Raw genomic sequence first — 25,435 nt, 5'->3', positions numbered from 1 at the left:
TCTGGTGATACGCCAGACGGGGCACGGTTTTTCGTTACTCGCTTCGCACGTCAGCAAGAATTTTCGCCATCCACACGCGGTCTATTGCCCCCGTATCATAATGGGCGAGGGTAAAAACCTGGGCCTGGTTCATCATTAGCGCCAGTTCAGGAGTGATATTGAAACTTGCCGCCACTTCATGGCGCTCAAGTCCAGGCCGGCGCTTACGACGTTCAACACGAAAGCGCAGCTGGTTATATTTTGCCCAGGCGATCAGCGCCAGATCGATAAGACAGGCCACCAGCAGGTAGATACTCAACGTACTGAGCGTGGTGTAGAACGGCCTGGTCCCCATAAACGGATCATGTTCAATCGCGCTTATCAGACCACTGTAAATCAGCCAGCTAAACCCCAGCCAGGCAACGATCGTTAACAGCAAATCGAGCGCGCGTGGAAACAGCCGTTGTTCAGTAAAAATTAATGGTTGGATCATGGTTTTAATCTCCCAATACCGCGATCGGGACTCACCCAACGCGCTCTGCTGCGTTTACGGCGCAGCATCACTTTCGGGAAAGCCACAAGCGTAGTGAACAGGCTCAACATCCAGTACACCACCGGAAACCAGATAACCCAGAACAGTGACGCCGCAATACCTTTCTCGTAGCGTCGTTCAATAAACAGACTGACCGCGAACTGCAACAGACAGACCACGCCCAGCATCAGGCCAGTAAAAGCCGGTGGGAAAAGGTGCTGAACATATAAAGAATCGGGCATCGGAATAAGCAGCCCGATGAGAAACAGCAGGATGCTGACGGCATAGGCAAAGGCCCATGCGGTTGACATACAAAACTCAAGAAACAGAGGCCACATGCGCCGGTACTCCCAGCTCCACAAGCGACGCATATTGACAATAAACACCTCCGCGCCCCCCTGCGCCCAACGCAGACGCTGTTTCCAGAGCCCCTTCAGCGTCTCGGGCATCAAAATCCAACACAGCGCCCGAGGTTCGAAGAAAATTGACCAATGGCGCAGCTGTAACTTCCAGCTGATATCAATATCTTCCGTGATCATATCCGGGCTCCAGTACCCCACCTCTGCCAGGGCGCGACGGCGAAAAGCGGCAATGACACCGGAAACGGTAAAGACCTGACCATAGACGCGTTGGGTACGCTTGATGAGGCCGATGATAGATGAAAATTCCCCCACCTGGACTCGCCCAATCAGCGTTGAACGGGTACGGATACGCGGATTACCGGTCACGGCCCCCACGCGAGGGTAATTGAGCAGCGGTGCGACCATATACACCGCCGCATCTCTGTCCAGCAGCGCATCACCATCAATACACACCAGAAAGTCACTGCGCGCCGCCGCGGCACCTGCCTGCAGGGCGACCGCTTTGCCCTGATTTTCCGCCAGATGAATCACCCGCAGCCGCGAATATTTACTCGCTAACTGGTCCAGCACGGTCGCGGTGTTGTCTATAGAACCGTCATTGATAGCAATCACTTCTATATTTTCATAACGCTGCGCCAGCGCCGCTTCAATAGTCTCGCGTGCATTCAGCCCTTCGTTAAAGCAGGGCACAAGAATGGAAATCAGCGGATTGCCTGCGAGTGTAGGGGGCGGTGTGCCCGGCCCCCACGGCCAGTGGCGCTCGCGGTGAAGCCAGAAATAAAGCCCACCGCTTATCCAGAGGGCCGACATAAACAGCGGCCAGAAAAAGACGAAATTAAGGATCACTTCACCGGTAAAAATCACCGCCACGCCGAGCGGAAAACTGAACATCAGGCAAAGGATCAGGAAGGCGATGAGGCGATCGGTCATTTTTGCGGATACCAGTAAGAGGAAAAAGCAGAACGGATCTCTGCCATCCGGGGTTGATCGTTAATGAAATCGTCCGGGTAGTAGCCATAGTTTCCGGCACCGCTCATCTTGAGCTGTCGCATCCACCCGTTAAGCATTTCACCGCTAATAGCGTCCTGCCCTGCCCCCTTACGCCAGTCCCGCGCCTGAAGTTCAAAGACCGTTTTATCCAGCGCGCCAGGGAAACGGGCGACCTGCCCGACGAGTCTGTCCAGCCAGGCATTGGCCTCGTTGACCGGGACATTTTCCATCAGCGGCATCGCCATCGGCGCTGTCCAGTCGTAGGTGCTGAGAAAATCATTCAGATTCTGCGCAAACCAGGTTTCGCTCTGCGGATCCAGTACCGGCATGGCGTAAATGTTGCGGGCAGTTTTGATCTGCGGGCCGCGCACGGCACGCACGGTTTGCGTGAGCTGTCGGGTAAAATCAATCAGGGCGCGACTTTTAAAGCGCGTCCAGCGCGCCAGCAGTTGCGGATTGGCGCGTATCTCCGCGAGGTTATCCGGGAAGCCTGCTGCACGATAGGCTTTGAGCGCATCCGGGGAGGCATCCTCAAAGTCGGTTAAAAAAGCGTCATCATGGAACAGGATGCCGTTGAAGTTGGCATGGCGCGCCAGGTCTTCGTAGATGTCGTTGATTCTCTGCCGGGCAACCGCATTCCAGGGTGATAAGCGCAAATAATGCTGGTTATCTGGCGCAATGCGTCCGTTGTCTGGCGACCATGCCGCCACGCGAGGCACCGAGGGGTCTAACCCAAACGCCAGTACCGGCATCCATGCGTAAACCTTCACCCCGGCACGGGTCTGTAACTGCCAGGAGACGAAGTTAAACAGATCCGCCCGCATCGGTAGCCAGCGACTGCGAAAATAGAGCGCATTGACGTTGCCGTCCCCTTTCGGATCGGCATAGGCCTGTAAGAAGACATGGGTGATCTTCATATCGAAAACACGCTGGATGAGCAGATCGATATTTTTACGCTGTTGAGCCTGGTTTTTGTCGTAGACATAGTCGAGATCGACATGCATAACCCGCATGTTTTCAGGTTCTCTGACCTGAGCTATCTGGCTGGCGAAGCTACGCAGCGAAGGGTTGTTGGAAATCAGCACCCGGGGAACGTCTTCCAGCCTGGCGGCATTCGCCAGCCCCTGGTTTAGGGTGAAAGCCATCTGGTAGCCCTGCTGATGCGCAAGCTTCAGCGTTGTTCCGCTCGCCGCACCGTAGGGCCAGACCCAGGCGCGCGGCGCTTTCCCGGTGACCTCTTTGATTTTGCCCGTAATACGCGCCAGGTCGGCATTTATACGCTTTTCAAACTGCGCATCCGTTTCGTACTGCCCGCGGGTTTTATCGTAGAAACGGTTAGCGACTGCGGGCTCCTGACTGCCTTGCGGATTGGCCTGATGACCGTAATGGGATGCCCAGGTGTGCGCACCCACTTCCACGAGCCCCGACTCGCTCGCCTCGCGTACCATCTTCCAGGTGGCAAATTTTTCCCGCGGCGTCTTGAGTCCGCCAAAATCCACCAGCGAATGTTCCGGTGCATCCACCCAACTGCCGACTGGCGCCCACAAAGCAGGCCATCTGAACAACCGAAGCAGCGGCAGAACGCGCGTCGAGAAGCTACTGTATCCATCATCAAAGGTCAGCATCACCGCCTTTTCCGGCAAGGTGCTTTTTCCTGCATGGGCATCCAGCACCTGCTGCACGCTAATCGGGTGGTAGCCGTTATCATGCAGCCAGGCAAACTGATCGTTCAGGGCGCTGGTGCGCACGGAGAGATAGCGCTGATCGGCGGCGCCGTCCTCCACGTCGTGCCAGGCCAGCACAAGAAAGCTGTTTTTGGGCCAGGGCTGGTCCGCATAGAGCGCCGGCCGTTCGGCGGGAGGAAGATAACGTGGTGCCGCGGCCAGTGCACACATGCTCATCATCATCCACCCGACGATTACCCTCGCGGCGAGAAGCCATCGTTTCATCATGATGCGCCCTTAAAACCTGACATTCAGATCAAATGCGAGGGCAATATTGCGCTCCCGCTTCCCGTCGTAAGGACGCTTATCCCAGGTCAGTTTCACCCCGGCATCCACTACGTTATTCCATTGAATACGTTGCCCGTAACCAAACTGATTGATGGCCCCAGCGCTGTACCCTTTTTGCCAGTAACTGCCCGCCCCCGCTTCAAACTGCTGCTTCCAGACCGTGTCGTAATGGCGGTACAGCACCTGTTCGGCACGCAGCCCTGCCACTGCCGAAAGATCGCGTTTGGGGTTGTAATAAGGCACATCTTCTTTGCTGTTGTGGCTGCCGCCGATGCCAGGGATAAAATCCAGCGTAAAACGTGGCGACGTCCAGAGGCGTTCTTTACCGCTGATGCCATACTCCAGGCGATCGTTGCCGTCGGTGAAATGGGCACCGAAAAGGGAAAGTTGATATTCCCGTCGTTCGTTCTGATACCAGCGTAACCACAGATCGCCACCGTTGGCGTTTACCCCATTGCGCAGGGCACGCAGCGGCGTGTTACGGGATAACCGCTCCGCCGAGCCTCCGACCCGCCAGCTGTCGCTGAAATCGTACCAGCCGGAGAGGCGTCCGCCGATTTTCTGATCGGTGTTATCGTTGCGCCCGGAGATCTCCATTTCGGCCCAGCTATTCCTTGAGGTCCATTCCACGCCCGCCAGCAGGTCCCGGCTTATTCCCTTCCCCTCCTCAAACTCGCCGCGGGCAAAGTTGTAGCCGGTAAACAGCCGCCAGTTCTGGTTAACAGGCGGGCTATAAAGCGCAGTGTTGAGGGTAAAATCATCTTTGCCACTGACCGGATTGTCGGATGAGATGCCCTGAGATCCGGCTATCCGCAGTTCCGCTTTGTTATGCACCGCCATCAGTCGTTCAAGCTGCAACGTGGCGGCATCATCCGGGCTACGGCTGACCACATCTTTTGTGAGTTCCTCGGCCTGTTGCCACTCCTGTAGCTCCATGGCCGTCCATGCCTGCTGCCTTTCCAGCGCCAGGTTGCTGGGTTCAATGACTTCAGCAAGCTTAAGTTCGCCCTCTGCGGCACGCGGTAATCCTCTCGCCAGCAGCACTGAGGCATAGGCAATACGCAGTGCCTGGTTACCCGATCCTGTGCGCGCCAACCGCTCCGCATGCTTCTCGGCTGCGGGCAAATCATTAACGGCCACCAGATATTCGGTTTGTAAGGTTCTGGCCAGCAGCCAGTTGTCATTGGGCTGCGGCGTAGGAGAGCCATAGATCTTTCGCAGGTAAGGGCTCTCTTTGCTGTAGTCATCCAGTTGCTGCTTCGCTTCGTCGAAATGGTTGTTATCGAGACGGGCATAGAGCAGTTCCTGCTGATCGTCCATAGTCAGCGGCGTGGATGCCAGGGTCGAGCCACGCGGAAAATAGATGCTTTCAAGCAGCGACTCGGCTTTGTCCGGCTGCTTCTGCGCAAGATAGGCAGAAGCGACCCATCTTCTGGCGTAGTCAGGCACGGGCGTTCCGTTCGCCTCAAGCGATTCAAATTCGGCGATCGCTTCCGCCATGCGTTTACGAATAACCAGCGCCCCCAGCCGGTCAATTCTGGCGCGTCGCACATCAGCTTGCGCCTCGGGAAGGTGTTCCCATGCGGCAATCAGCGCGTCATAGCGAGCCAGGGCTTTATCTGCCACCAGAAATCGTTCATCTTCATTGCGGGTGGGCGTGAACGCAGCGCGGACCGTTTGCGCCGCCGCATCCAGTTCAAGTTGACGTTTAATGGCATCAGGCTGCGGAAAGCGCTCTGAAAGGGTCAGCGCAGGGCCCGCAATGCGGCTGGCCGACATCGCAGCCAACAGCGTGGGCACCACGTTTTTGTTGCGGTCTGAATCGGTATCGAGGTGGCTGGCCGCCAGTACAGAATCCCAGTTTTTCCCCTGAGCATGATAAACATAAGCCAGCAGGGCCTCTCTCTCTGGCCCCGGCTCCTCGTCTGCCCAGCGCCGGGCTTCGGTGACGGCCTGCTCGTTGCGATGGGCATCTGCGAGCGTCATTATCCAGCCGGTGCGGGCGTCGCTATTGCCGGGTTCATCTTGCAGAACGCTTTCCCAGACGGCCAGCGAGGCATTCCACTGCTTTTGGTTACGCAGCGCGCGGGCGGCAGCGACCTGCCCTCTGGCAGGGATGGCCATGTGTTGGCGATAACGCTCCCATACCGCCAGCGTCTCCGCATCATTATTAGCCCATGAGGAAACCTGAAGCCAGTCAGCAATCTCTCCCGCTGTTAACTGCGTCTCCTTTTCCCGAACGGCCAGGTATTGCAATAAAGGCTGGCGGTCACCATCCCGCGCCTGAATAATAAGCTCGTCGTAGGTCGACATCTCAGCGTATACCCATGTCGGGAATAACATGCTCACCATTAATAAATATCGTCCCGAACGCAAGGGATTAATAACGCAAGAGGGGCAGGAAACTCTGAGCATAGCTATCCCTTTATCTCTGTTTTAACATGAGCCTTTCATTTTTTCATGGCTAAAAGATGACGAAAATGCAATAGCTAAACAAGAAACTAAAAAGCACCGGTAAATTTAAAATCTCATACTTTCTTCGTATTTATCATTATTCAATAAAAGACTATTTGCTTTAAAAAAAGGACCTGAACGCCGCTCAAAAAAGTTAGCAGCCACGCTGAAGTTTTACCAATCCATAAAATAAAAAACACGCCGAAGCGTGCTTTTCATCTTAATTTCACCCTTTCGTAGCAGACGTGTTCTGCACACTCAGTAAAATGGCCTGGTAAGCGTCTGTTAAAAATTCTTATCCAGCGATAGCAGGACATTCCTCTGTCGATAATCATAGAAATCGATATTGCTGTCGACCTGCTTCCAGGTGAAATTCAGTTTCGGCATCACCCCAAAGAAATAGAGGTCGCGATGCCAGAGCGAGAGATTATAGATCTGTTCGGTATCTTTCCGTCGCGTCGAGAAGATATCACTGTCAGCCTGGTAATTGCGTCTGGCAATGGCCGTGGTGGCGGCAAAAGAGAGTTGCCAGGGCATATCCACCTGCACCCCGCTGCGTAAACCTACCCGATGGTTAGATTCACTGCGAGTGAAGGTCTGCTGATCGAGCAGATCGAAGCCGGCAAACCCTGACACCCGGTTACTGAAGGCATGGGACAGGGTTGTGGAGGAGTAACGATTTTGCCCGCGCAGGAATCGATAATCTTCATTATCATAATCCAGTTTCTGATATTCCAGCGCCTGACTCACCTGCCAGGTGGGCGTAAGTAAATAACTGTATTCGGCGCGGACGCCAGGGCCAGAAGAATAGGCCTCGGTGCCATACCATCTTTTTTCATAGAAAGGTAACAGGGCGAATTGTTGCCGGAAATTACGCCATTGATAGCCAGCATAAGCGCGGGTGGTAATATCATCAAAATCATGGTTATTCCAGTAACTCTTACCGTTTACCGTACCAATAAATCGCAAGCCATGCTGATCGTAGAGTTGAACATCTTTTTGTAATGCGCCATTGAACCAGAAACCTTCCCCGCGCTGAGGGAAACTCTCTTTATTACGAATAAAAAGACGATCGCCAACCCGAATGGTTTTACCCGATGACGCATTATTCACATTGCTGTCATTCAGATAGCTCACGCTGAAGGAACCCGTTAATGCGCTGCCTTGCTGAATGCGCTCAAGATATTGCGCAATGACCTGCTGAATATTCTCAGGCGGATTGCTTTGTAATACCCGACGAAACTGATAATCAGCCGCGTCAAACTGACGATTTTCAAACATGGCCCGCGCTAAATCCAGACGCACCGCAGCAAAGTCAGGATGCCTGCTCAGAATAGCGCGATAGTGTTCGATCGCCTCTGCATAATGCCCCTGACTACGCGCCAGACCGGCTTTTGCAAAATGAATCAGGGTTGAATCCGGATTGGGTGAGGCCGCATAGACAGGTAAAATGGCACGAACCATCGGCCACTTCTCTTCACGAATGGCCTGATCGAGTAGCGCCATTGCCAGCTCTGGCTGTTCCGCCAGTTGCGCATTGGTAACATGCAGCGTCTTATCGCCAGGCCCAGTGCGTTTGTCCGGCGTGGTCAGTCGTTCAAAGTGGGGAGCTGCAGGAATTGAGTCGGTTTCCGGCGGCGCAGCAAACGCAACGCTGAGCGGGCAGAGCAAACTCAGTGCGCCAGTACGCAAAATATTCATAGAAAGGCTTACCATCTGAAGGTCCGGTCAGCCTGGCTGACCGGAAAACGTTTTATTGACGTGTCGCGCCAAAGGATGCGTTTTTAGTCGTGTCTGCAAACTGCGCCAGACCGCCTAACTCTTCAGCTGTTGGACCATTGAAATGTCCGGTGAAGGTCCCCGCCTGCCCGCCGGATTGCGCATTACCGGTGAATCCACCGTTGGCAATGTTGCCCTGCATCGCAATTTCGCTACCAAAGGTATCATTGCCGGCAATGGTGCCGTTGATGGTTTTCGCGGCGAAATCAATGTTAAAGCTGGCATCGCTCAGGATATTTTCACGCATACCGTGACCTACATAGGTCGCAGTGCCCTGGGTTGGCACGTTAGCCGCGAGCGTGGCATCCCCGGTGTAGAAGACCTCATGCTGACCTTTTTCATACTGTGTCCAGGTACCGAATGTGGTGTAACTCATCCGGCCACAGCACCAGGACGTTGAGGAGACCGGGGAACGGTCGTCACGGGTGAGCCGCTGGGTTTGCACCAGGCCCGCAGAGATCCCGGTGCCGCGCATAACATATTCACGGCCCTCAGGGGTGGTGTAGGTCCAACCAGAAAGGGTACCGCCGGTGGTCAGGCTGACCGGTGCCGTGGCAGGGGTTTCCGGGGTGGTACCCGTATTGCCGTTATCCGTTTGCACAGGCGCAGTGGTTACCGGAGGCGTGCTGTCGCCACCACCACCCCCGCCGCCGCTACCACCACCACATGCAGTCAACACAAAAGCGGTCAGTAATAAACCAGGTTTTAAAATCCCCATACGCTAAACGTCCTTGGTTGTGAATAAATTCGCAGGATTTGTAACATAATTTTTGCGAATGAATTTACGCCAAAACATTTAGCATCTCTAATGATTAGTCCTTATCGCCGTTCATTCTAAGATTAATCTTAACAACCACTTACACAATGTCTCGCCTGGGGCTCTGTTAATCGGCGTTAATTTAACTTAAGGGGATGAATTAGCGTTTCTTCACGCACGCTTCATTATGTGCCCTTATTCATCCTCTCTTCTGCCTATTACAAATAATGCAACTCAGGTTTTTACGTTTTTTAATGGAACAATCCTGAACGTCTTTTAAACCCGATATCAGAGGAATCAGTCTGCTCTGTTACGGCCATGCAAAAGAGGGCGATGCGTTCAGCGGTGCTGATATAGCCCTAAGACTGAAGAGTTCTATAGGTTGCATTGCAGGTGGAAAGCCTGAAAAAGTCGCGATTACCGCCTGCATCAGAAAATTTATAATGGTCCGCTTTGTGCCAATAGCGGAAGTTGGTGCTTGTCAGCCAGTTTAAAAAGTGACTGACGAAGCCGTGGCGACTCAATATTCCGGCATGGACATTCTTCAGGCTATAGCCATACAGGATCAATCACCACCTCCCAGGAGGTGGTTTCAGGGGGGCTATTGTCACCTTCCGCTTACTACTTAGCAATTCCATTTGCGTTTCAGCGTTTGTGCTTTTCCAGCCAGGCATCCACGTCCTGAGCAAGCGGGATGGCATCAATTGCGCCAAATTTGGTGCAGGTCAGCGCACCGCAGATGTTGGCCCAGCGCACGGCCTCCAGGCACTGCTGCCAATTGTTTAACGTACAGCCGGATTGTACAATTTGCGCTAACAGTGCGCCGATAAACGCATCGCCTGCGCCGGTCGAATCGATTGCATCCACCGGCACCGAGGGGATCAGTTCCTGCATCCCGTCGCGATGGCTGACCCACGTTCCTCGCCGACCGCAGGTGACGGCGACGTAGCTGACTCCCGCGTCGTGTAACCGACGGCATCCTTCGGTGCTGGTCTTCGCGCCGGTAATGAAGCTCAGTTCCTCTTCACTGACTTTGACGATATCTGCCTGCAGGAACCACGATGTGCAACGGGCGATAAATTCTTGTGGATCCTGTCCCCACAAGCCGTCGCGATAGTTGGGATCAAATGCGATCAACAGCCCACGCTGTTTTGCTTCATGCAACAGGCGCTGATAGGTGACGTACAGCTCGCCGTCCAGCAGTCCCGTGGCGGCACCAAAATGAACGATGCCGACATCCTCCAGAAAATCAGCGGGAATATCCTGCCAGCAAAGCTCGCCATCGGCGCCACGGCAGAAGGTGAAATCACGCTCACCGTTGTCCTGCAAACCGACAAAGGCCAGCGTGGTGGGCGTCGCGCAGCGCGTCACGCCCGCGCACTCGATGCCCTCGGCTTCCAGCGTATGAAGCAGAAATTCGCCGAAAGGATCGTGCCCGACCTTCGCCGCAAGCCTGGCGCGGCCACCGCTGCGAGTGATGGCTGCCGCCACGTTGGCCGGAGCGCCTCCGGCTTTTTTCAGGAAGCGCGCCCCCTGTTTCAGGCCCAGCCCAATGTCGGTGCAGACAAAATCAATTAACAGTTCGCCAATGCAGGCGATGTGATGACCACGCATTAGCGCTGTCCCTCCACCGCTCCGCCGGGCGTGGGCGTCGCTCTGAAAGCGTTTACGGACTTATCGAGAATCACCTGGTCGTCGGTACCGGAATCCAGCACCGTATTTTGCTGCGAGGCCGATTCCACCTGCACAGCGGTTACGATTAACGTTTCAAGATCCTGGGTCGACAACAGCGCGCTGACCTGGGTGGAAAAACAGGCGCTGGCGTCAGCCGTTACCTGTCCATCAGACGGTTCGGTGGTCGCCACAATATGGTTATTCGAAATCGTATTCCCTTTGCCGGAAACAATCCTGATAATCACTGGGGTTGCGCCAGGCGGCGTAATATATTTTGTGTCAATGGTCTCAGAAATATGGTTGGCAACGAGGGTGTTATTATCGCCGCTGATATAGATCAAACCATATAAATCATCCAGATCATTATTGTAGGCCTGCATTGGCGCCCAGGGCTCACGCTCGCGGAATAAGTGGTTGGATGACACTAGGTTCTCCGCGCTGCCGTTATCCAGAATCAACATGCCCGGGTAAAACGCATGGAACCGATTGCTGCTGATCGAGGAACGTACCACATTCGAGAAATGAACGATACTTTTTCCGCGTGGGAAAATATTATTGGCGGTAATTAACAGGCCACCGAAGTTTTCAGCGCAGATTGAATAACCCCGGTAGCCTGCGCCGATCAGGTTATCGGTTATTTTGGACGCCTGGCCGGACCCGCGTAACTCAATACAGTTACCGCATTCAGCGATAAAGTTGTTATGGATAGCTAGGGCATCCGCATTATAAATCGTTACGCCGTGCTCAAGGTAGACCAGCCCCATCCGGCTGATGCGGAATGAGTCTTGCGCGCTGGCAATGTAAATCCCCGTCTTACCGTTGAGGTAGGTGTTCTCCGGGTCATCGCTGCCAGAACCATCGTCGACAAAGTGCAAACCGTCAATGCAGAAGTCGGCAAACTCGACCGAACTGATGCGCGGGTCGCCGCTGCGTGCGATATAGAATGCCGCTCCGGCGGATTCTGGCGCGCCTACTTCTGGTGACATATCGACCAGAATACGACTGCCTCCCGGCCACAATTCGTGCCAGTTCGGCCAGTCACTCTCTGGCGTATTAAAGCGAATACTGGATGACGTAAAGCCGTGGCCGGAGCCCGTAATTTTCAGATAGCTAATATCAATGACCACTTGAGTGAGAAGATGATAATCGCCAGGCGGAATATAAATAACCGCTCCGGGTTTACCCCCTTCATTCACATCGGTACTGGTTTGTCGGCTTTTAATATCAGCGATAATGTTGTTAATGACATCACCAATGTCATTATATGGATTACCTGTGCCCCACTCCGTGACATCGTAATAATTATTACTCGACATGTGTTTAATCCTTCTGTGGCATTAAATTTAAAAAAGGTGTTACTTTTTATAAGCAGCACGATAGTGGGTGATCATTGCCGGGGCGCCGGTGAGCTTTATTTGGGTCAGTGCGCTGCATGAATAATAACGTCGCGTACCGCAGACGCTACCGTCGTTAGCAAAGACTTCGACGATCCCGGTATCGAAGCTCAGTGTGACATCTTGCACGCTCGCCAATGGCACATGGTAACGCCCGTCATCCTGACCTTTTTCCCGCAGCGTCAGCACCTTGTCGTCGTAATCCAGAACAATTTGCTGACCACTGTCGCCACTCAGCGTCAGACAAAAATCGGCTGACGGGCGAAACGCGATGACGCAGGCCTTACTGCCCTCCACGCTCGACCAAAGCACACTCTCAGCCACGTTCTCCTCGCTGTTCACCAGCGACGCTGGCGGTAAGATGGGGGTCATGCAGAGCTGTTGCTGGGCGTTGAGGTGGAAGCGGCGCGGTAAAGACATTTCACCACACCAGGCGGAGTCGACGCTTTTTGGCGTGCCCCAGTTGTATAGCCAGGCAAAACCGGTGCGCGAATCGTCCTCACCCCAGGTTTGCAGGGCGTAAAAATCGGTACCGAAATCGAGCATCTGCAGCGGCTGTGCCGACGGAGTGAAGTTACCGTTGCGGAAATCCCCGGTTTGCGCGAACAGCAGGTTATGGCGGCCGGTGACGGGCTCGGTATAACCCACAACGCCAATGATCAATACCCACACGCCGTCGAGGCAGAAAAAGTCTGGGCATTCGACGCAGCGGCCGCCGTTTTCACGAAAGTATTTGGGGGCCGTGTACAACACATGATGGAATGTCCAGCGCTCGCTGTCTTCGGAGTGAAACAGCAGCATTGCCGGGTCGCCGTGGACGGCGGCGCCGAGGATCATGTAGAAGGTCGCATCCGCCTCCTCATACCAAACTTTTGGATCGCGAAAATCACAGTCCACGCCGGGCGGCAGCTCGGTTAAGACCGTTTTCACTGATTCGGGCTTATCGTAACCCGGCAGTGGCACCGCCATTTTCTGAATCTCACGATAGCCGCGATAGAGATCGTAAGCGGGCAGCCGTTCGGTATACCAGAAGCGGGTTTGCCCCTGCGCATCGGTAAACGCGCTGCCGGAAAAGGCCCCCCCCGTTGCGCCCAGTGCCACCAGATTTTGCTCAGGTTGTAAAAAGACCGGATAGTGTCGCCAGTGATAAAGGTCTTTGCTCACCGCGTGATTCCAGTGCATCGGGCCCCATTCGGTGCTGTGCGGGTGGTACTGGTAAAACAGATGCCACTCGTCGCCTTGGCGATGCAGGCCATTCGGATCGTTCATCCAGCCGGTGCGCGGAGAGAAATGCAGCGCCGGGCGTAATGGATCCTGCAAATAGACGTTGGCAACGTCCTGCGCACTCAATAATCGAAGTGTATTGCCTTCGGTGGCGATAAAACTGACGCCGTGTTCGGGCAGCGTATCCGGGTGCCAGGTGTAGCACAGTGAGATGTCGCTATGCTCCGCCAGCCAGTCCAGACAGGCGATACCGTCATGCCACGCGGTCCAGCTAAAATAGTGGTAGTAGCGTGGGGCGGTGGTGATTTTAAATGCCAACTCATTTCTAATACGGACGGAAAACAGCGGTTGGTTGACTGGCTTCGTTTCTCTTAGCCATACATCAATCCGCTGGCCTTGCTTAACGTTAAACGACAGGGACATCTTTATACTCCTGAGTCTGGTCAGCGCCAGTTTGCAGCTCGCGCTTGGCGAGGTCGACTTTGATGGTTTCGAGCAAGGCATTGTTCAGTTTGAAGTAGCGCACTATCCAGGCGCTGATGAAATAGCTCACCATCGGTAATAATGAGAACATGATGATAATGCCTTGCAGGGTCTGTTCATTTTGTTGCGGCTTATTGGCGATATAGCCGGTATAAGCCAGGATCCAGGCAACGATCGCCCCGGCGACCGCTAATCCCATTTTCAGCATGAACAGGTTTCCCGCAAAAGAAATACCGGTCAGGCGTTTGCCTAATTTCCAGTCGCCATAATCATCGACGTCCGACATCATCGCCCATAAAATAGGGCCGGACTGAATCAGATGCAGAATATTAATCACGATAAACAGAGCCAACAGCGGTGTCAGCGAATGCGGATCGACAAACCACAGGGCGAAAGAAAGAATACCAAGAATGATATTAATAATGCGGAATAGCTTAATTTTATCAAAGCGGTCGGTCAGTGGTTTAGCAATAACACTGCCCAACATATTACAGCCCACACCGAGCGCCATAAAGAAGGTGATAAATCCAACCGAGGCTTGCATCACGTAGGTGGCATAATAGATGGTTACAGCTCCGCGAATAAAGGCCGGAAAAACGTTCAGGAAGGTAATTGTAATCATCAACAACCATTGGTCGTTTTTAATAATATCTTTCAGATCCTTCCGCAAGCTGTCATTGGCTTTAATCGACACCACCCGCTCTTTAATACTTGAGAAGCAGAACAGGAACATTAAGGTCGCCGCACCGCCCATGATCATCATCGTCATCTGGAAACCGAATGCCCGGTTGCCTCGACCCAGCCAGTCGGTTAACGGCAGAATAGAGGAGGAGACGATAAGTGTCGCGAGGCCATTGAGGAAGAAGCGCCACGACAGGCAGCCCAAACGTTCTTTCTGGTTGAGCGTAATGACGCCTGCAACTGAGCAATAAGGGATATTGATGGCGGTATAAATCAGGGACATCACCAGATAAGTAACCCAGGCATAAATAATTTTTCCATTCATGCTCAGGTCAGGCGTGGTGAACATCAATACCGCGCCGAGGCCAAACGGCACGGCCATCCACAGCAGCCAGGGGCGGAACTTACCCCAGCGCGTCCGGGTGCGGTCGCAAATTGCGCCCATCACCGGATCGCTGAAGGCGTCAAAAATGCGGATCACCAGAAACAGGGTGCCCACGATCCCGGCATCGAGACCATACACATCGGTATAAAACCAGGTCAGATAGAGTGCCAGTACGCTCCAGATCATGCAGGAGCCGGCGTCACCCATACCGTAGCCGACTTTTTCTTTCAGGCTTAATCTTTCATAAGCACTGTGTTTTTCTGCGGCGATAGCAGACATAAATATCCCTCAATATTGTTCTGTCATAAATACAAAGCAGGGTGTATCACAATCCATGCAGTCGTAAAAAAAGGGAGTATTCACTCTCTTTCAAATTTTATGTCATTCAAAAATGCAACGCTTACAGCACAGTAATATTAAGATTGATACTGCTCTCTCGTATAATCAGGCGAGAAACGATCTCATACATTTCAATACTCTCCTGCTTATTTTTATTACTGACCATTTGGAACGCCAGATGTGCAATTTCGCTGATCGGTTGTGCGACGCTGGTGATTTTCTTGGTTTGCGCCAATAGCGTATTATCGAAGCTCACAATGGCAATATCCTTTGGAACGGAGAGGCCCTTATTGTTTAACCCGTCAATAATATAATTGGCGGCGACGTCGTTATAGACCATCAGGCCGGTGCATACCGTTTCCCGGCTGGCTAATTTTTCGATAATCTCATCGAGAATACTGATATGCCCCGATATTTTTTCACCTTCACCTTTCGCTATCCAGAATTGATTCTGCGGGTCAATGTTTAATCCCTGACCGGAGATTTTTTTACTCCAGGCGAACACTTTGCGATTGTCCACGCCCTCTTGTGCAATAAAACCCAACGCGGTGTGCCCGGTCTGGATAAAATGCTCGGCAATGCTTTCCGCACCTTTACTCTGATTAATGGAAACCGAGTTAAAAAAGCGGGAAACCTGCGTGACCACCGCTACCGGGATCTGGGTCGCCGCCAGCCACTCCGCCAGTTCCGCCTCCGCTTCCGTGGGCACCCACAATAGACTGTCAATGCCCATCCCGATCAACGTGTGAATGATCTGTTTATCCTGCTGCGGTTGGTTCTGGTGCGTTTTGACGATCACCGTCTTGCCGATGTAGCGGGCTTCTTCCTCAAAGGTGGCCAGCAGTTCGCAAAAGTGCGGATTGACAAGGTTCGGTAGCACAACGGCTATCAGGCCGGAGCGTTTGCCGCTCAACTGAAACGCACTTTTGCTCGGCACGTAGCACAGAAAATCCATCGCATCACGTACTGCCTGACGCGTTTCAGGCACCACGCTCGGATGGTTGTTCAGCACTCGCGAAACCGTAGCCGTCGATACACCTGCTTTTTTTGCGACATCTTTGATGGAAGCCATGTATTGAAATGCACCCTCTAAACCGTGGAGTCACTATAAAGTGTGATAGAGGTCAAAAATGTAAGCCAGTTCACATGTTGTTGCGTTACATGAAACCCGGTTCATGCTCTCACTTTCACCGGTGCCAGGACGCAAAAAGGCCAGTCACTTGCATGACTGACCTTTAACATTCAGGGTCAAGAGCGGACATTACTAACGTGCTATCTGCATCAACCAGTTGGGAGCAGGACCCTGCTTCATTATCCTACGTCAACCTATGAACTTTTGAGGGACTGACCTACTCCCCGTTGATTCATACAGAATACTGTTGGCAATGTCAGCTGTTCGCTCATAGCGGACGTGACATCAGATTATTTGGCATAACGCCTTATTAAGCGCCGCATTAAAGGACTGAAGGCATTCATGAATTATCCCCCAAAACCTCAACAAACCGTCCGAAAATAGAGACTTGCCTTAAGATGGATGCTACAACTCTGTTCAAATAAAAATGCCCCGCCTGGCGATACGCCAGACGGGGCAAAAAAACGGGTGCCTGTACCAAACCGACAACCGGATAAGCGGGGATTGCTCCCCGCATACCGCTACTTCTTCGTTTCGTAAGCGAGAACAGCTTTCACTTCCACATCACGCTCCTTAAAGCTCAGCTCGCATAACGTTTCGCGAACCAGAAACGTGACGCCCAGCACCAGGATCGCCCAAAAGGCGTACTTGTTAAGCATGTCATTGCCTCCTTGCTAAGAAGAGGCTACCATCCAAATTGTCTGGGTTTGGAGTGGTAGCCCCGGTTGATGGAAACATCTCCGGGGCTTTTGCTTTCTGCATCTCCAGACCTGCCTGAGCTCAGAAAGCATCAGGCACCCGCTGCAATACTACGCTCGTACCGGTGAAAAAACCGCCTTTCCACTGGTTATTTATCCAGTTAAATTACTTTTTCAGAAAACGTTTAGATGCTGGCATGAAGTGGGTTACATCGACGTCATCATCGGGCAAGGTGCAATCATGCCAGAAGCGTAGAAACCTCATTCTGTACAACCTTTTTCGTTTGACGAACCTGTACGCTGAGGCGTGCTTCAGTTACCAGGGTTAAGCTGATAGTGCTGGCGATGAAGCATCAGGGCTTCTGCGATGATGTCCTGTTTGCTTTTACGCGTTTCGTAAGCGGTGGCCTGCACGTATTCACAAAGCTCATCATCGATACGTGCGCTCAGCATGGTTAACCGGGCATTTTTACTTTCACCTCGCGGTCTGCGCTTTGATGGATAACTTCTGATTTTCTCCACACTCCCTCCGTCTTAAGCATGCAGTTATTTCATGTCCTGAAATATGAAAGTCTGCTTAAAACATGTCAATATTCAAAATCTGAGACATATCTTGTTGAAGATGTGTTAAATCAGAAAGACTTTATCGATAGATTATTTTCAAATGAAAGAAAATGATATGTCTTACAATAGACAGGCAGCGCAGAACATTATGTTTGCGATTAGACTTCATGAAGAAGACTTCAATGATTGTCAAAGTGGTCATCTTTACCGGGATTGCGCAAATGTCAGGCGCACCAGAGCGTTATGTGCCTGACGAGAGTGATACTCAGAGAGAATGACCCGATACCCTATGCGTTTGAGCTGAACTCTTCAGATAACCCCGTCAAACTCAACCAGAGCAAAAGACTAGTTAAAGACTATTTTATCTAGTAACAACTTTTTAAAAACCGTCACTAAATAACATTATTAAGACAATTAAATAAGTCAATAAAGTTTGACTTTAGTCAAATGAGTCAAGGCTCATAAAGTGCGGTAACCGGACGATATCATGCCCACCAAAGAGGTGGGTTGACCTGTTTAACGGTGGTGATGATGGTTGTAGCGCGCCTTACGATCGTGCTCGCGTTCCCGCGCCGGTTTCTGCCCTGCCCTCAGGCGGTAACATCCGATCTGTTCTCCTGGCGCACGCCCGCAAACAGCCAGCGCCAGAAAAAGACCTTCACACCCGAACCCAGGAACATCGCCAGCCAGAGCCATGGGCTGTATTTGAGGCTGGTATGGATGACCTCCACCAGGTCAACGTGCAGATGATCGGCGATGGCATACTCAACAATTACCCGCGCGATCAGCATGGTTACCATCATGAGCGTAATCGCGACTGGTTTCCCGATATGTGGCAGGTGGCCGGACGCCCAGCGCCACAGGAAAGTGGTACTCAGGATAAATACTGTCAGCAACTGCAAGCCAATATCGAGGCCATATTCGTGAGCCTGTCTGGAGATATTCAGCACACCAGCAATGATGACAATAGCCAGAAGAATTTTTTTAATTATGCCCATTTCAAATTTCTCTTTTCAATTAAGTAAAGGATTTAATAATTGATTCACATCACCATAAATCATGACGACTTTCGACAAAGAAACGCCTGGCCTCACCGCGCAGCACAAGGTTGCGCCAGCCGAAAAGGCTGCGCTCCACAGACGTTTTACAGACAGGCTGGTTATTTCCGCTGAGTGCTATCATCCGCGCAATTAATACCAACGGGGTGATAATAAGGCGTATTAATTCGGGCTGCTAAAGATAATAAATGTATACTTTTAATTGCGGAGTAATCTGAATAAATAATATTGTTAATGGCAAAAGAAAATAAACGGCACAGGGGCCCCTTTTCAGAGGGGCCCCTGCTATAAACTCACTGTTATGCCGTTTCGGGGCGAGCGTGAAACGCCTCAAGGCGTTTGATCTGCCGTCCATCGTTATCAAAATTATCTGCGGCCAGCCAGCCACGCAGAGCCGCGTCCCGCTCCGGCCATTCGCTATCGATGATGGAGAGCATATCGCTGTCGCGGTTACGGCCTTTACGCACCAGCTTCTGGCGCAACCGCCCTTCCCAGGTAAAGCCCAGCCGCTCTGCGGCCCGGCGCGAGGGGATGTTCATCGAATCGCACTTCCACTCCAGACGGCGATAGCCTCGCTCAAAACCATATTTCAGCAGCAGCCAGATCGCCTCTGTGCCGAGCGGGCTGTTTTTCATTTTGCGCGACCAGGTGACATGCCCTATCTCCACCGAACCCAGCTGTTGCTCAATGGCCATATAACAGACCAGCCCGACGGCGCGCTCGCTCTGGCGATCGATCACTGCAAAAGGCACCAGCGCCATATCCTGCACTTTGCCCTGCACCCAGCAGGCGGTCTCTTCCACGCTGGCAGGTTGATTGCTGGCAAGCCAGGTCCAGTCGCTGTCGTCGCCCAGCGCGTAGGCCTCGAACAGATCGCTCGCATGCTGGTGCGCATTCAGCGGCTCAAGGCGGCAAAGACGCCCTTCCAGCACCCCACGCTCCAGTACACTGGCCCCTTGCCAGCCGGGAACAGGATCGTTAACCATCTGTCCCCAGATATTCATCTCCGGCACGCTGCTACCCCCTTCTTTGTTAACGGTTTGTTATTTCACAATACAGGATTGTCTGCATAACAGTACTGCCGGGCGCGTTAATCGCGTAAATAATTCTTTATACTGGCGATGTATCAGGAGAGAAGGTCGATGAGAGGACGGCGCTGCGCTTGCACGGGTCTGCGTTTCGCGCCGCTTTGGTTTGCAGGCCGGGTAAGGCGCAGCCGCTACCCGGCAGGATGCAGATTACTTCAGGTTCTTGAGCATTTTCACCGTGGCGTCCAGGTCAATCTCATCTTCGGAGAAGATAAAGGTTTTGCCCTGGAAGGTGGTGATAGCCAGTTTTCTTACCGTGCGCATTTCGCCCGCTTTGGCCGTTGATTTCGGCGCGATATTGCCCATCAGGCTCTTCACCGACAGCACGCCGTTCTCTTTATCAATCCGGGTTTCGGCGGGCTCTTCTTCGCTGTAGACCAGGTAAGATTTGATGGAGGTGATCTTATGACGCTCGCCATCGAGGTAAATATATTTGCTCTCGGGGATCACCTTCACCGCATACGCCGACAACCCCTTGTTGTTGGTGGTCGGTTCAAACGTTACCGCGGCATCTTTCTTAATCAGATCGGGATTGGCGACCTTAATCACATGAAAATAGCGGTTATCGCCGTTTTCATCTTTGATAAATCCAAAGCCCTTATCTGCAAACCAGGTTGTGATTGTTCCGTTCATCGCCATTGCCGTTACCGCCTAATTAATCGTTACTAACTCAGTTTTTGCCGCGCGCAGTGTAAAGCACAACGCCTGCGCAGACTATGTCTTTCATGCAGGAACTACTCATTGCCCCACTGGTTCAGAAAATTGGCGATATCGTCAATGCGCTGGGTGTTGATGCCGGCTTCCACCGCCATCTCGGTCTGCGCCGCTTCGCTGATCTCTTCGTTATTCATTAAACGAGTGATCAGCAACTGGAAATAGAGCGCCAGCGAATCACGCTCTGACTCGTTGACCGGTTCGGCGGCTTCCGTCGTGTACTCATCCACGATGTCATAGTATTTAATCGGTACGTCGTTGCTCATGCGTTATCCTCAGGGTGTCAGTTGTTGCGAGGATTTTAGCATCCTCACAATATTTTTTCCGCGGGCGCCACAATAGACTTGCTCATGTTGACTCCGGTAATGCCAAAACCGCTGGTCTCGTAAAGATGCCGGGCACGGGCATTATCCCCTGCCACCCGCAGTCTGATCTCTTTAAAGCCCCTTTCGCGCAGATGCGCTTCAAAAACGCGAAGAGTCTGTTTACCCAGCCCCTCCCCCTGACAAGAGGTGAAAATATGAAAATCGTAGATAAACACTGAACGCATCATCGTATCGGGTTTGTACCAGAGATAACCGACAGGCCTGTTGGTCTGATCTATCGGCGCAACAAGAGAGAGTAAAACGTGTCCATGCGTATTCACGCCTTCAGGAAGCATTTCAGCAATTTCCTGCTTCGCTCTGGCAAGAGAATCGTGTTGAGAGAGTCCGTAGTTTGAGGCGATCTCCCCGGCATAATCATCAATAAAATAGTCCAGATAAGCAGGATACTCATCCTCTGTCAGGGGTCGAAATGAGACCATTACTTGCACCTTAATATTAATAATCAGGCCAATATTAATAGCGATAACGACTCTGGAGCGTCAAGGTAGACTGGGCCTGTTCCATAGGGAAAGGGAGAACTTCACCCATTGTCTATACTCAACTCATCACAGACAACGGAGTGCGCCATGCCTTTACCCGATTTTAAATCCTCTGAACCCTACACCCTCGGCATTGAGCTTGAACTCCAGGTCGTCAACCCGCCGGGCTACGATCTGAGCCAGGACTCATCCGCCCTGATCGCCGCCGTGAAAGATGACATCAAAAGCGGTGAAGTGAAGCACGATATCACCGAAAGCATGCTGGAGATCGCCACCGGCGTCTGCCAGAACATCGACCAGGCGGCGACGCAATTCTCCGCCATGCAGCAGAGTATCCTGCGCGCGGCGGCGGAGCACCATATCCAGATCTGCGGCGGCGGCACGCATCCGTTTCAGAAGTGGCAGCGTCAGGAGGTATGCGAAGACGAGCGTTATAACGCCACCCTGGAGCGCTTTGGCTATCTGATTTTGCAGGCCACGGTCTTCGGCCAGCACGTTCATGTGGGCTGTCGCACTGGCGATGACACCATCTACCTGCTGCACGGCCTGTCGCGCTTCGTGCCACACTTTATCGCCCTGGCGGCAAGCTCGCCCTATATGCAGGGCACCGACACCAAATTCTCCTCTTCGCGCCTCAATATCTTCTCCGGCTTTCCGGATAACGGCCTGATGCCGTGGGTCAACAGCTGGCAGGAGTTCGAAGGGCTGTTCCGCCGCCTGAGCCATACCAGCATGATCGACAGCATTAAAGATCTGCACTGGGACATTCGCCCCAGCCCCCATTTTGGCACCGTAGAGGTACGGGTGATGGACACGCCGCTGACCCTCGCCCATGCCATCAATATCGCCGGGCTGATCCAGGCCACCTCCCACTGGCTGCTCACCACCCGGCCTTACAAGCATCAGGAGCGGGATTTTCTGCTCTACCGCTTTAACCGTTTTCAGGCCTGCCGCTACGGGCTGGAGGGGATCCTGACGGACGTCCATACCGGGGAGCAGAAAACCATTGCAGAAGATCTCGCCTGGCTGCTGGAGCGCGTCGCGCCTTCTGCCGCAAAGCTCGGGGCGTCGAGTGCGATTGAAGAGATTGCCCAGAGCCTGAAACAGGAGAAGAGCGAGGCGCAGCGCATGCGGGACTTTATCGCCGACGGCGGCTCGCTCATTTCTCTGGTGCAAAAACATGCCGAGCTGTGGGCGACGAGTCCGTAATCGCTCTCTTTCCCCCTCTCCCAAAGGAGAGGGGCAAACGTTATGCCGCCTTACGGAACCTGCGGGTGAGTCGCTTCTCGATTTCGACAATGAAGAACATCGCGCCCGCGGTCACCAGGGTTACACCCCAGTAGCGCAGCGGCAGCGCTTCGGTGCCGAACAGCATCTGCATAAACGGCAGGTAGATAATCGCCAGCTGCAGCAGCAACAGCACGCCCGTCACCAGCCAGATGCCTTTGTTCGCCAGCAAACCGCGGTTCAGGGAGAAGCCTTCGGTGTTGCGGCAGTTAATCATGTAGACCCACTGGGCACAGACCAGCATCTGCAGCAGCACGGTGCGGATGAACTCCGCGCTGTGGCCGCGCGGAGCCAGCCAGGCTTCCAGCGCAAAGGCGGCGACGGCAATCAGGGTGCCGACGAAGGCCACGCGCCAGACGGCATAACCATCCATCACGTGCTGCCCGGTCTGACGCGGCGGGCGACGCATGATGTTGCGCTCGGCGGCCTCAAATGCCAACCCGAAGGAGAGCGTGGCGGAGGTCGCCATGTTCATCCACAAAATCAGCACCGGCGTCAGGGGAATGATGTTCCCCGCCAGCAGGGCAATCACAATCAGCAGCCCCTGCGCGAGGTTGGTCGGCATGATAAACAGAATGGTCTTCTTCAGGTTGTCGTAGACGCGACGCCCCTCTTTCACCGCGCTGGCGATGGTGGCGAAGTTGTCGTCCGTCAGGACCATATCCGCCGCCTCTTTGGTCACTTCCGTGCCCTTAATGCCCATCGCGATGCCCACGTCCGCCTGGCGCAGCGCCGGGGCATCGTTTACGCCGTCGCCGGTCATGCCGACGATTTCACCTTTCTCCTGCAAGGCTTTCACCAGACGCAGCTTATGCTCCGGGCTGGTGCGGGCGAAGATATCGTACTCCACCGCCGCTTGTGCCAGCTCGCTATCATCCATCTGTTCCAGCCGGGAGCCGGTCACCGCCTGGCCGCTGTTGGCGATCCCCAGCATCTGGCCGATGCTCATGGCCGTCTGCGGGTGATCCCCGGTGATCATCTTGACGCGGATCCCCGCCTGCTGGCAGGCATGAATGGCGTCGATCGCTTCCGGACGCGGCGGATCCATCATCCCGGCGATACCGAGGAAGATCAGGCCGTGGCTGAGGTCGTCGTGGGTTAAGGTCTGCTCACCGTTCGCCGGTTTGTACGCCGCCGCCACCATACGCAACCCCTGGCGCGCATAACGCTCCATCTCGGCTTCCCAGTAGCTGCGGTTAAAGGCTTCGGCACCGTTACGGGTCTGCTGCCGGGCGCAGAGAGCGAAAATAACGTCCGGCGCGCCGGTGATGAGGATCTGCTCCTCATCCCCTATCCGATAGTGGGTGCTCATGTACTTATACTGGGAGTCGAACGGGATCTTGTTAATCAGCGTGGTGGTGACCGGCGCCAGCTGCGCTTTTGCCGCCAGCACCTTCAGCGCGCCTTCGGTCGGCCCGCCGGTGATACGCCACAGGCCGCGCTCGTCCTGAATCATCTGGCTGTCGTTACACAGGTCGATGGTACGCAGATAGTGCTCCAGCACCGTACCGGGCTGGATCTTCACCGGCTCGTCGCTGCCCTCCAGAGAGATGTTGCCTTCCGGGGCATAGCTGTCGCCCTCAACGCGGTAGCAGCTGTCGGCGGTGATGATCGCCTTAACGGTCATCTCGTTCATGGTCAGGGTGCCGGTTTTATCCGAGCAGACCACGGTCATCGCTCCTAACGTTTCGACTGTGGGCAGTTTACGGATGATGGCGCGCTTGCGGGCCATCGCCTGCACGCCCAGCGACAGGATAATCGAGATAATGGCAGGCAGACCTTCCGGCACCGCCGCCACGGCCAGGCTAATCAAAGAGAGCAGCAGCTCGCCGATCGGCATGTCGCGCAGCAGCAGGCTAAAGACGAACAGCGCGGCCATCATCGCCATGATGATCCCGAAGATGGCCTTGCCGAGTTTGTCCATCTGCACCAGCAGCGGGGTGCGATGCTTTTCAATCCCGGCCATCATCTGGTTAATGTGGCCCAGTTCGGTCTCCTGGCCGGTGGCAATGACCACCCCAACGCCGCCGCCTGCGCTCACCGTGGTACCGGAGAAGACCAGGTTGGTGCGGTCGCCGAGCGGTAATTCCCCGTTCAGCGGCTGGGTGTGTTTATCCACCACCGTCGATTCGCCGGTGAGAATAGCCTCTTCAACGCGTAAATTATGTGCCTCAATTAAACGCATATCGGCCGGAATACGATCCCCGGCACGCAGGAAAATAATATCCCCGGGAACTATTTCAGTTGTGGGTATTGTTTCATGATCGCCGTCACGAATAACACGGGCATCGCTGGCGAGCATATTCCGGATGCTGTTCAGTGATTTTTCGGCGTTACTTTCCTGAATATGACCAATCAACGCGTTAATGACCGCCACACCCAGAATAACCAGGGTATCGATCCAGTGGCCCATTATTGCCGTTAATAGTGCAGCGGCCAGCAATACATAAATCAGCACATCGTTAAAATGGGCCAGAAAACGCAGCCAGGCCGGTCTGGCTTTTTTCTCCGGCAGCGCGTTGGGACCATGTTTGTCCAGCCGCGCCTGTGCTTGTGCGCGGCTCAGACCCGCCGCGGTGCTCTGCTGCGCGGCAAGCGTCTGCTCTACGGTCTGCTGATAGGCCATGTCTGGCGTGGTAGGAGGCGGCGTCTGGGTGTGGTGCATTTTGGTCATATTTCAGCTCCTTCAGTTTGCGGTGAGCAAAAGCCTGAATTCCATCTCTGCTTTTATAAATCTGTCGACAATATTGAGTTGTCAGGAAAATTAATTTATCGCACTATTATTGTTGTCGGCGGCATTAAACCGGTAACGTCTCATTTCACCAGAGCGATTTTTACAAATTATTTCTAAACCGAAACTAAACGAGAGGGAACCATGTTTGGGATTTATCGAGGACGACGTCTGGCGTTATATATTTTCGTTGCCATTGTTATTGCGACGTTAATTGGAATGAGCACCTATACCTTTGTAAAAGTCTTTGCCG

20 protein-coding genes are annotated in these 25,435 nt (G+C 53.5%); 1 reads left to right on the top strand and 19 read right to left on the bottom strand.

Annotated features, from left to right (window positions below):
• Positions 1-34 precede the first annotated feature (34 nt).
• The 18 genes from pgaD to ACOKCT_RS16040 all read right to left on the bottom strand — a co-directional run bounded on the left by pgaD (position 35) and on the right by ACOKCT_RS16040 (position 21,104).
• Positions 35-472, bottom strand: a complete 438-nt coding sequence (gene pgaD, locus ACOKCT_RS16125) for a poly-beta-1,6-N-acetyl-D-glucosamine biosynthesis protein PgaD (RefSeq protein ID WP_159339756.1) — start codon at positions 470-472, stop codon at positions 35-37.
• The gene (pgaC, locus tag ACOKCT_RS16120) at positions 469-1,803 is read right to left on the bottom strand and encodes a poly-beta-1,6-N-acetyl-D-glucosamine synthase (RefSeq protein ID WP_103178579.1); all 1,335 of its coding nucleotides are present in this window, start codon (positions 1,801-1,803) and stop codon (positions 469-471) included. The genes pgaD and pgaC overlap by 4 nt, the downstream gene beginning before the upstream one ends.
• On the bottom strand, positions 1,800-3,815 hold the full coding sequence (gene pgaB, locus ACOKCT_RS16115) for a poly-beta-1,6-N-acetyl-D-glucosamine N-deacetylase PgaB (protein WP_103178578.1): 2,016 nt from the start codon (positions 3,813-3,815) through the stop codon (positions 1,800-1,802). Before pgaB ends, pgaC begins: the two co-directional genes overlap by 4 nt.
• A 9-nt stretch (positions 3,816-3,824) precedes the next feature.
• Positions 3,825-6,227: a poly-beta-1,6 N-acetyl-D-glucosamine export porin PgaA gene (pgaA, locus tag ACOKCT_RS16110; RefSeq protein ID WP_236560465.1), complete on the bottom strand. Its 2,403-nt coding sequence runs from the start codon at positions 6,225-6,227 to the stop codon at positions 3,825-3,827.
• A gap of 387 nt (positions 6,228-6,614) precedes the next feature.
• Positions 6,615-8,030 carry a surface lipoprotein assembly modifier gene (locus ACOKCT_RS16105; protein WP_420193657.1) on the bottom strand — a complete coding sequence of 472 codons (1,416 nt, stop codon included), beginning with the start codon at positions 8,028-8,030 and terminating at the stop codon, positions 6,615-6,617.
• Positions 8,031-8,082: 52 nt separating this feature from the next.
• A complete protein-coding gene (locus ACOKCT_RS16100) occupies positions 8,083-8,826 on the bottom strand; it encodes a Slam-dependent surface lipoprotein (protein WP_103178575.1) in 744 nt (247 codons plus the stop codon).
• Positions 8,827-9,510: 684 nt separating this feature from the next.
• On the bottom strand, positions 9,511-10,479 hold the full coding sequence (locus ACOKCT_RS16095) for a carbohydrate kinase family protein (protein WP_156654041.1): 969 nt from the start codon (positions 10,477-10,479) through the stop codon (positions 9,511-9,513).
• The gene (locus ACOKCT_RS16090) at positions 10,479-11,855 is read right to left on the bottom strand and encodes a right-handed parallel beta-helix repeat-containing protein (RefSeq protein ID WP_420193656.1); all 1,377 of its coding nucleotides are present in this window, start codon (positions 11,853-11,855) and stop codon (positions 10,479-10,481) included. Before ACOKCT_RS16090 ends, ACOKCT_RS16095 begins: the two co-directional genes overlap by 1 nt.
• A gap of 39 nt (positions 11,856-11,894) precedes the next feature.
• Positions 11,895-13,580, bottom strand: a complete 1,686-nt coding sequence (locus ACOKCT_RS16085) for a glycoside hydrolase family 32 protein (protein WP_156654039.1) — start codon at positions 13,578-13,580, stop codon at positions 11,895-11,897.
• A complete protein-coding gene (locus tag ACOKCT_RS16080; RefSeq protein WP_156654038.1) occupies positions 13,564-14,985 on the bottom strand; it encodes a glycoside-pentoside-hexuronide (GPH):cation symporter in 1,422 nt (473 codons plus the stop codon). Before ACOKCT_RS16080 ends, ACOKCT_RS16085 begins: the two co-directional genes overlap by 17 nt.
• Positions 14,986-15,106: 121 nt before the next feature.
• Positions 15,107-16,117, bottom strand: coding sequence for a LacI family DNA-binding transcriptional regulator (locus ACOKCT_RS16075; RefSeq protein WP_156654037.1), 1,011 nt, complete (start codon positions 16,115-16,117; stop codon positions 15,107-15,109).
• A gap of 581 nt (positions 16,118-16,698) precedes the next feature.
• Complete coding sequence (locus tag ACOKCT_RS16070; RefSeq protein ID WP_156654036.1) at positions 16,699-16,836, bottom strand: Hok/Gef family protein; 138 nt, start codon at positions 16,834-16,836, stop codon at positions 16,699-16,701.
• 351 nt (positions 16,837-17,187) lie between these two features.
• Complete coding sequence (locus tag ACOKCT_RS16065) at positions 17,188-17,328, bottom strand: hypothetical protein (protein ID WP_180210385.1); 141 nt, start codon at positions 17,326-17,328, stop codon at positions 17,188-17,190.
• Between the two features lie 701 nt (positions 17,329-18,029).
• Positions 18,030-18,437 carry a hypothetical protein gene (locus ACOKCT_RS16060; RefSeq protein WP_159339742.1) on the bottom strand — a complete coding sequence of 136 codons (408 nt, stop codon included), beginning with the start codon at positions 18,435-18,437 and terminating at the stop codon, positions 18,030-18,032.
• Positions 18,438-18,796: 359 nt separating this feature from the next.
• Positions 18,797-19,510, bottom strand: a complete 714-nt coding sequence (locus tag ACOKCT_RS16055; protein ID WP_159339741.1) for a GNAT family N-acetyltransferase — start codon at positions 19,508-19,510, stop codon at positions 18,797-18,799.
• Between the two features lie 225 nt (positions 19,511-19,735).
• A complete protein-coding gene (locus ACOKCT_RS16050; RefSeq protein WP_103178570.1) occupies positions 19,736-20,224 on the bottom strand; it encodes a cold-shock protein in 489 nt (162 codons plus the stop codon).
• A gap of 95 nt (positions 20,225-20,319) precedes the next feature.
• Positions 20,320-20,565: a YmjA family protein gene (locus ACOKCT_RS16045; protein WP_103178569.1), complete on the bottom strand. Its 246-nt coding sequence runs from the start codon at positions 20,563-20,565 to the stop codon at positions 20,320-20,322.
• 44 nt (positions 20,566-20,609) lie between these two features.
• A complete protein-coding gene (locus ACOKCT_RS16040) occupies positions 20,610-21,104 on the bottom strand; it encodes a GNAT family N-acetyltransferase (RefSeq protein ID WP_159339777.1) in 495 nt (164 codons plus the stop codon).
• A 147-nt stretch (positions 21,105-21,251) separates the two neighbouring features.
• Between ACOKCT_RS16040 and ACOKCT_RS16035 the strand changes: the two genes are divergently transcribed.
• On the top strand, positions 21,252-22,373 hold the full coding sequence (locus ACOKCT_RS16035) for a YbdK family carboxylate-amine ligase (protein WP_420193655.1): 1,122 nt from the start codon (positions 21,252-21,254) through the stop codon (positions 22,371-22,373).
• A 40-nt stretch (positions 22,374-22,413) separates the two neighbouring features.
• On the opposite strand, the gene ACOKCT_RS16030 is transcribed toward ACOKCT_RS16035, so the two are convergent.
• Positions 22,414-25,116, bottom strand: coding sequence for a cation-transporting P-type ATPase (locus ACOKCT_RS16030; RefSeq protein ID WP_412531201.1), 2,703 nt, complete (start codon positions 25,114-25,116; stop codon positions 22,414-22,416).
• Between the last annotated feature and the right edge of the window lie 319 nt (positions 25,117-25,435).

Source organism: Leclercia sp. M-A074-M, from assembly GCF_965195605.1.
Taxonomy (GTDB): Bacteria; Pseudomonadota; Gammaproteobacteria; order Enterobacterales; family Enterobacteriaceae; genus Enterobacter.
This window is presented reverse-complemented; position numbering and strand designations above follow the sequence as displayed.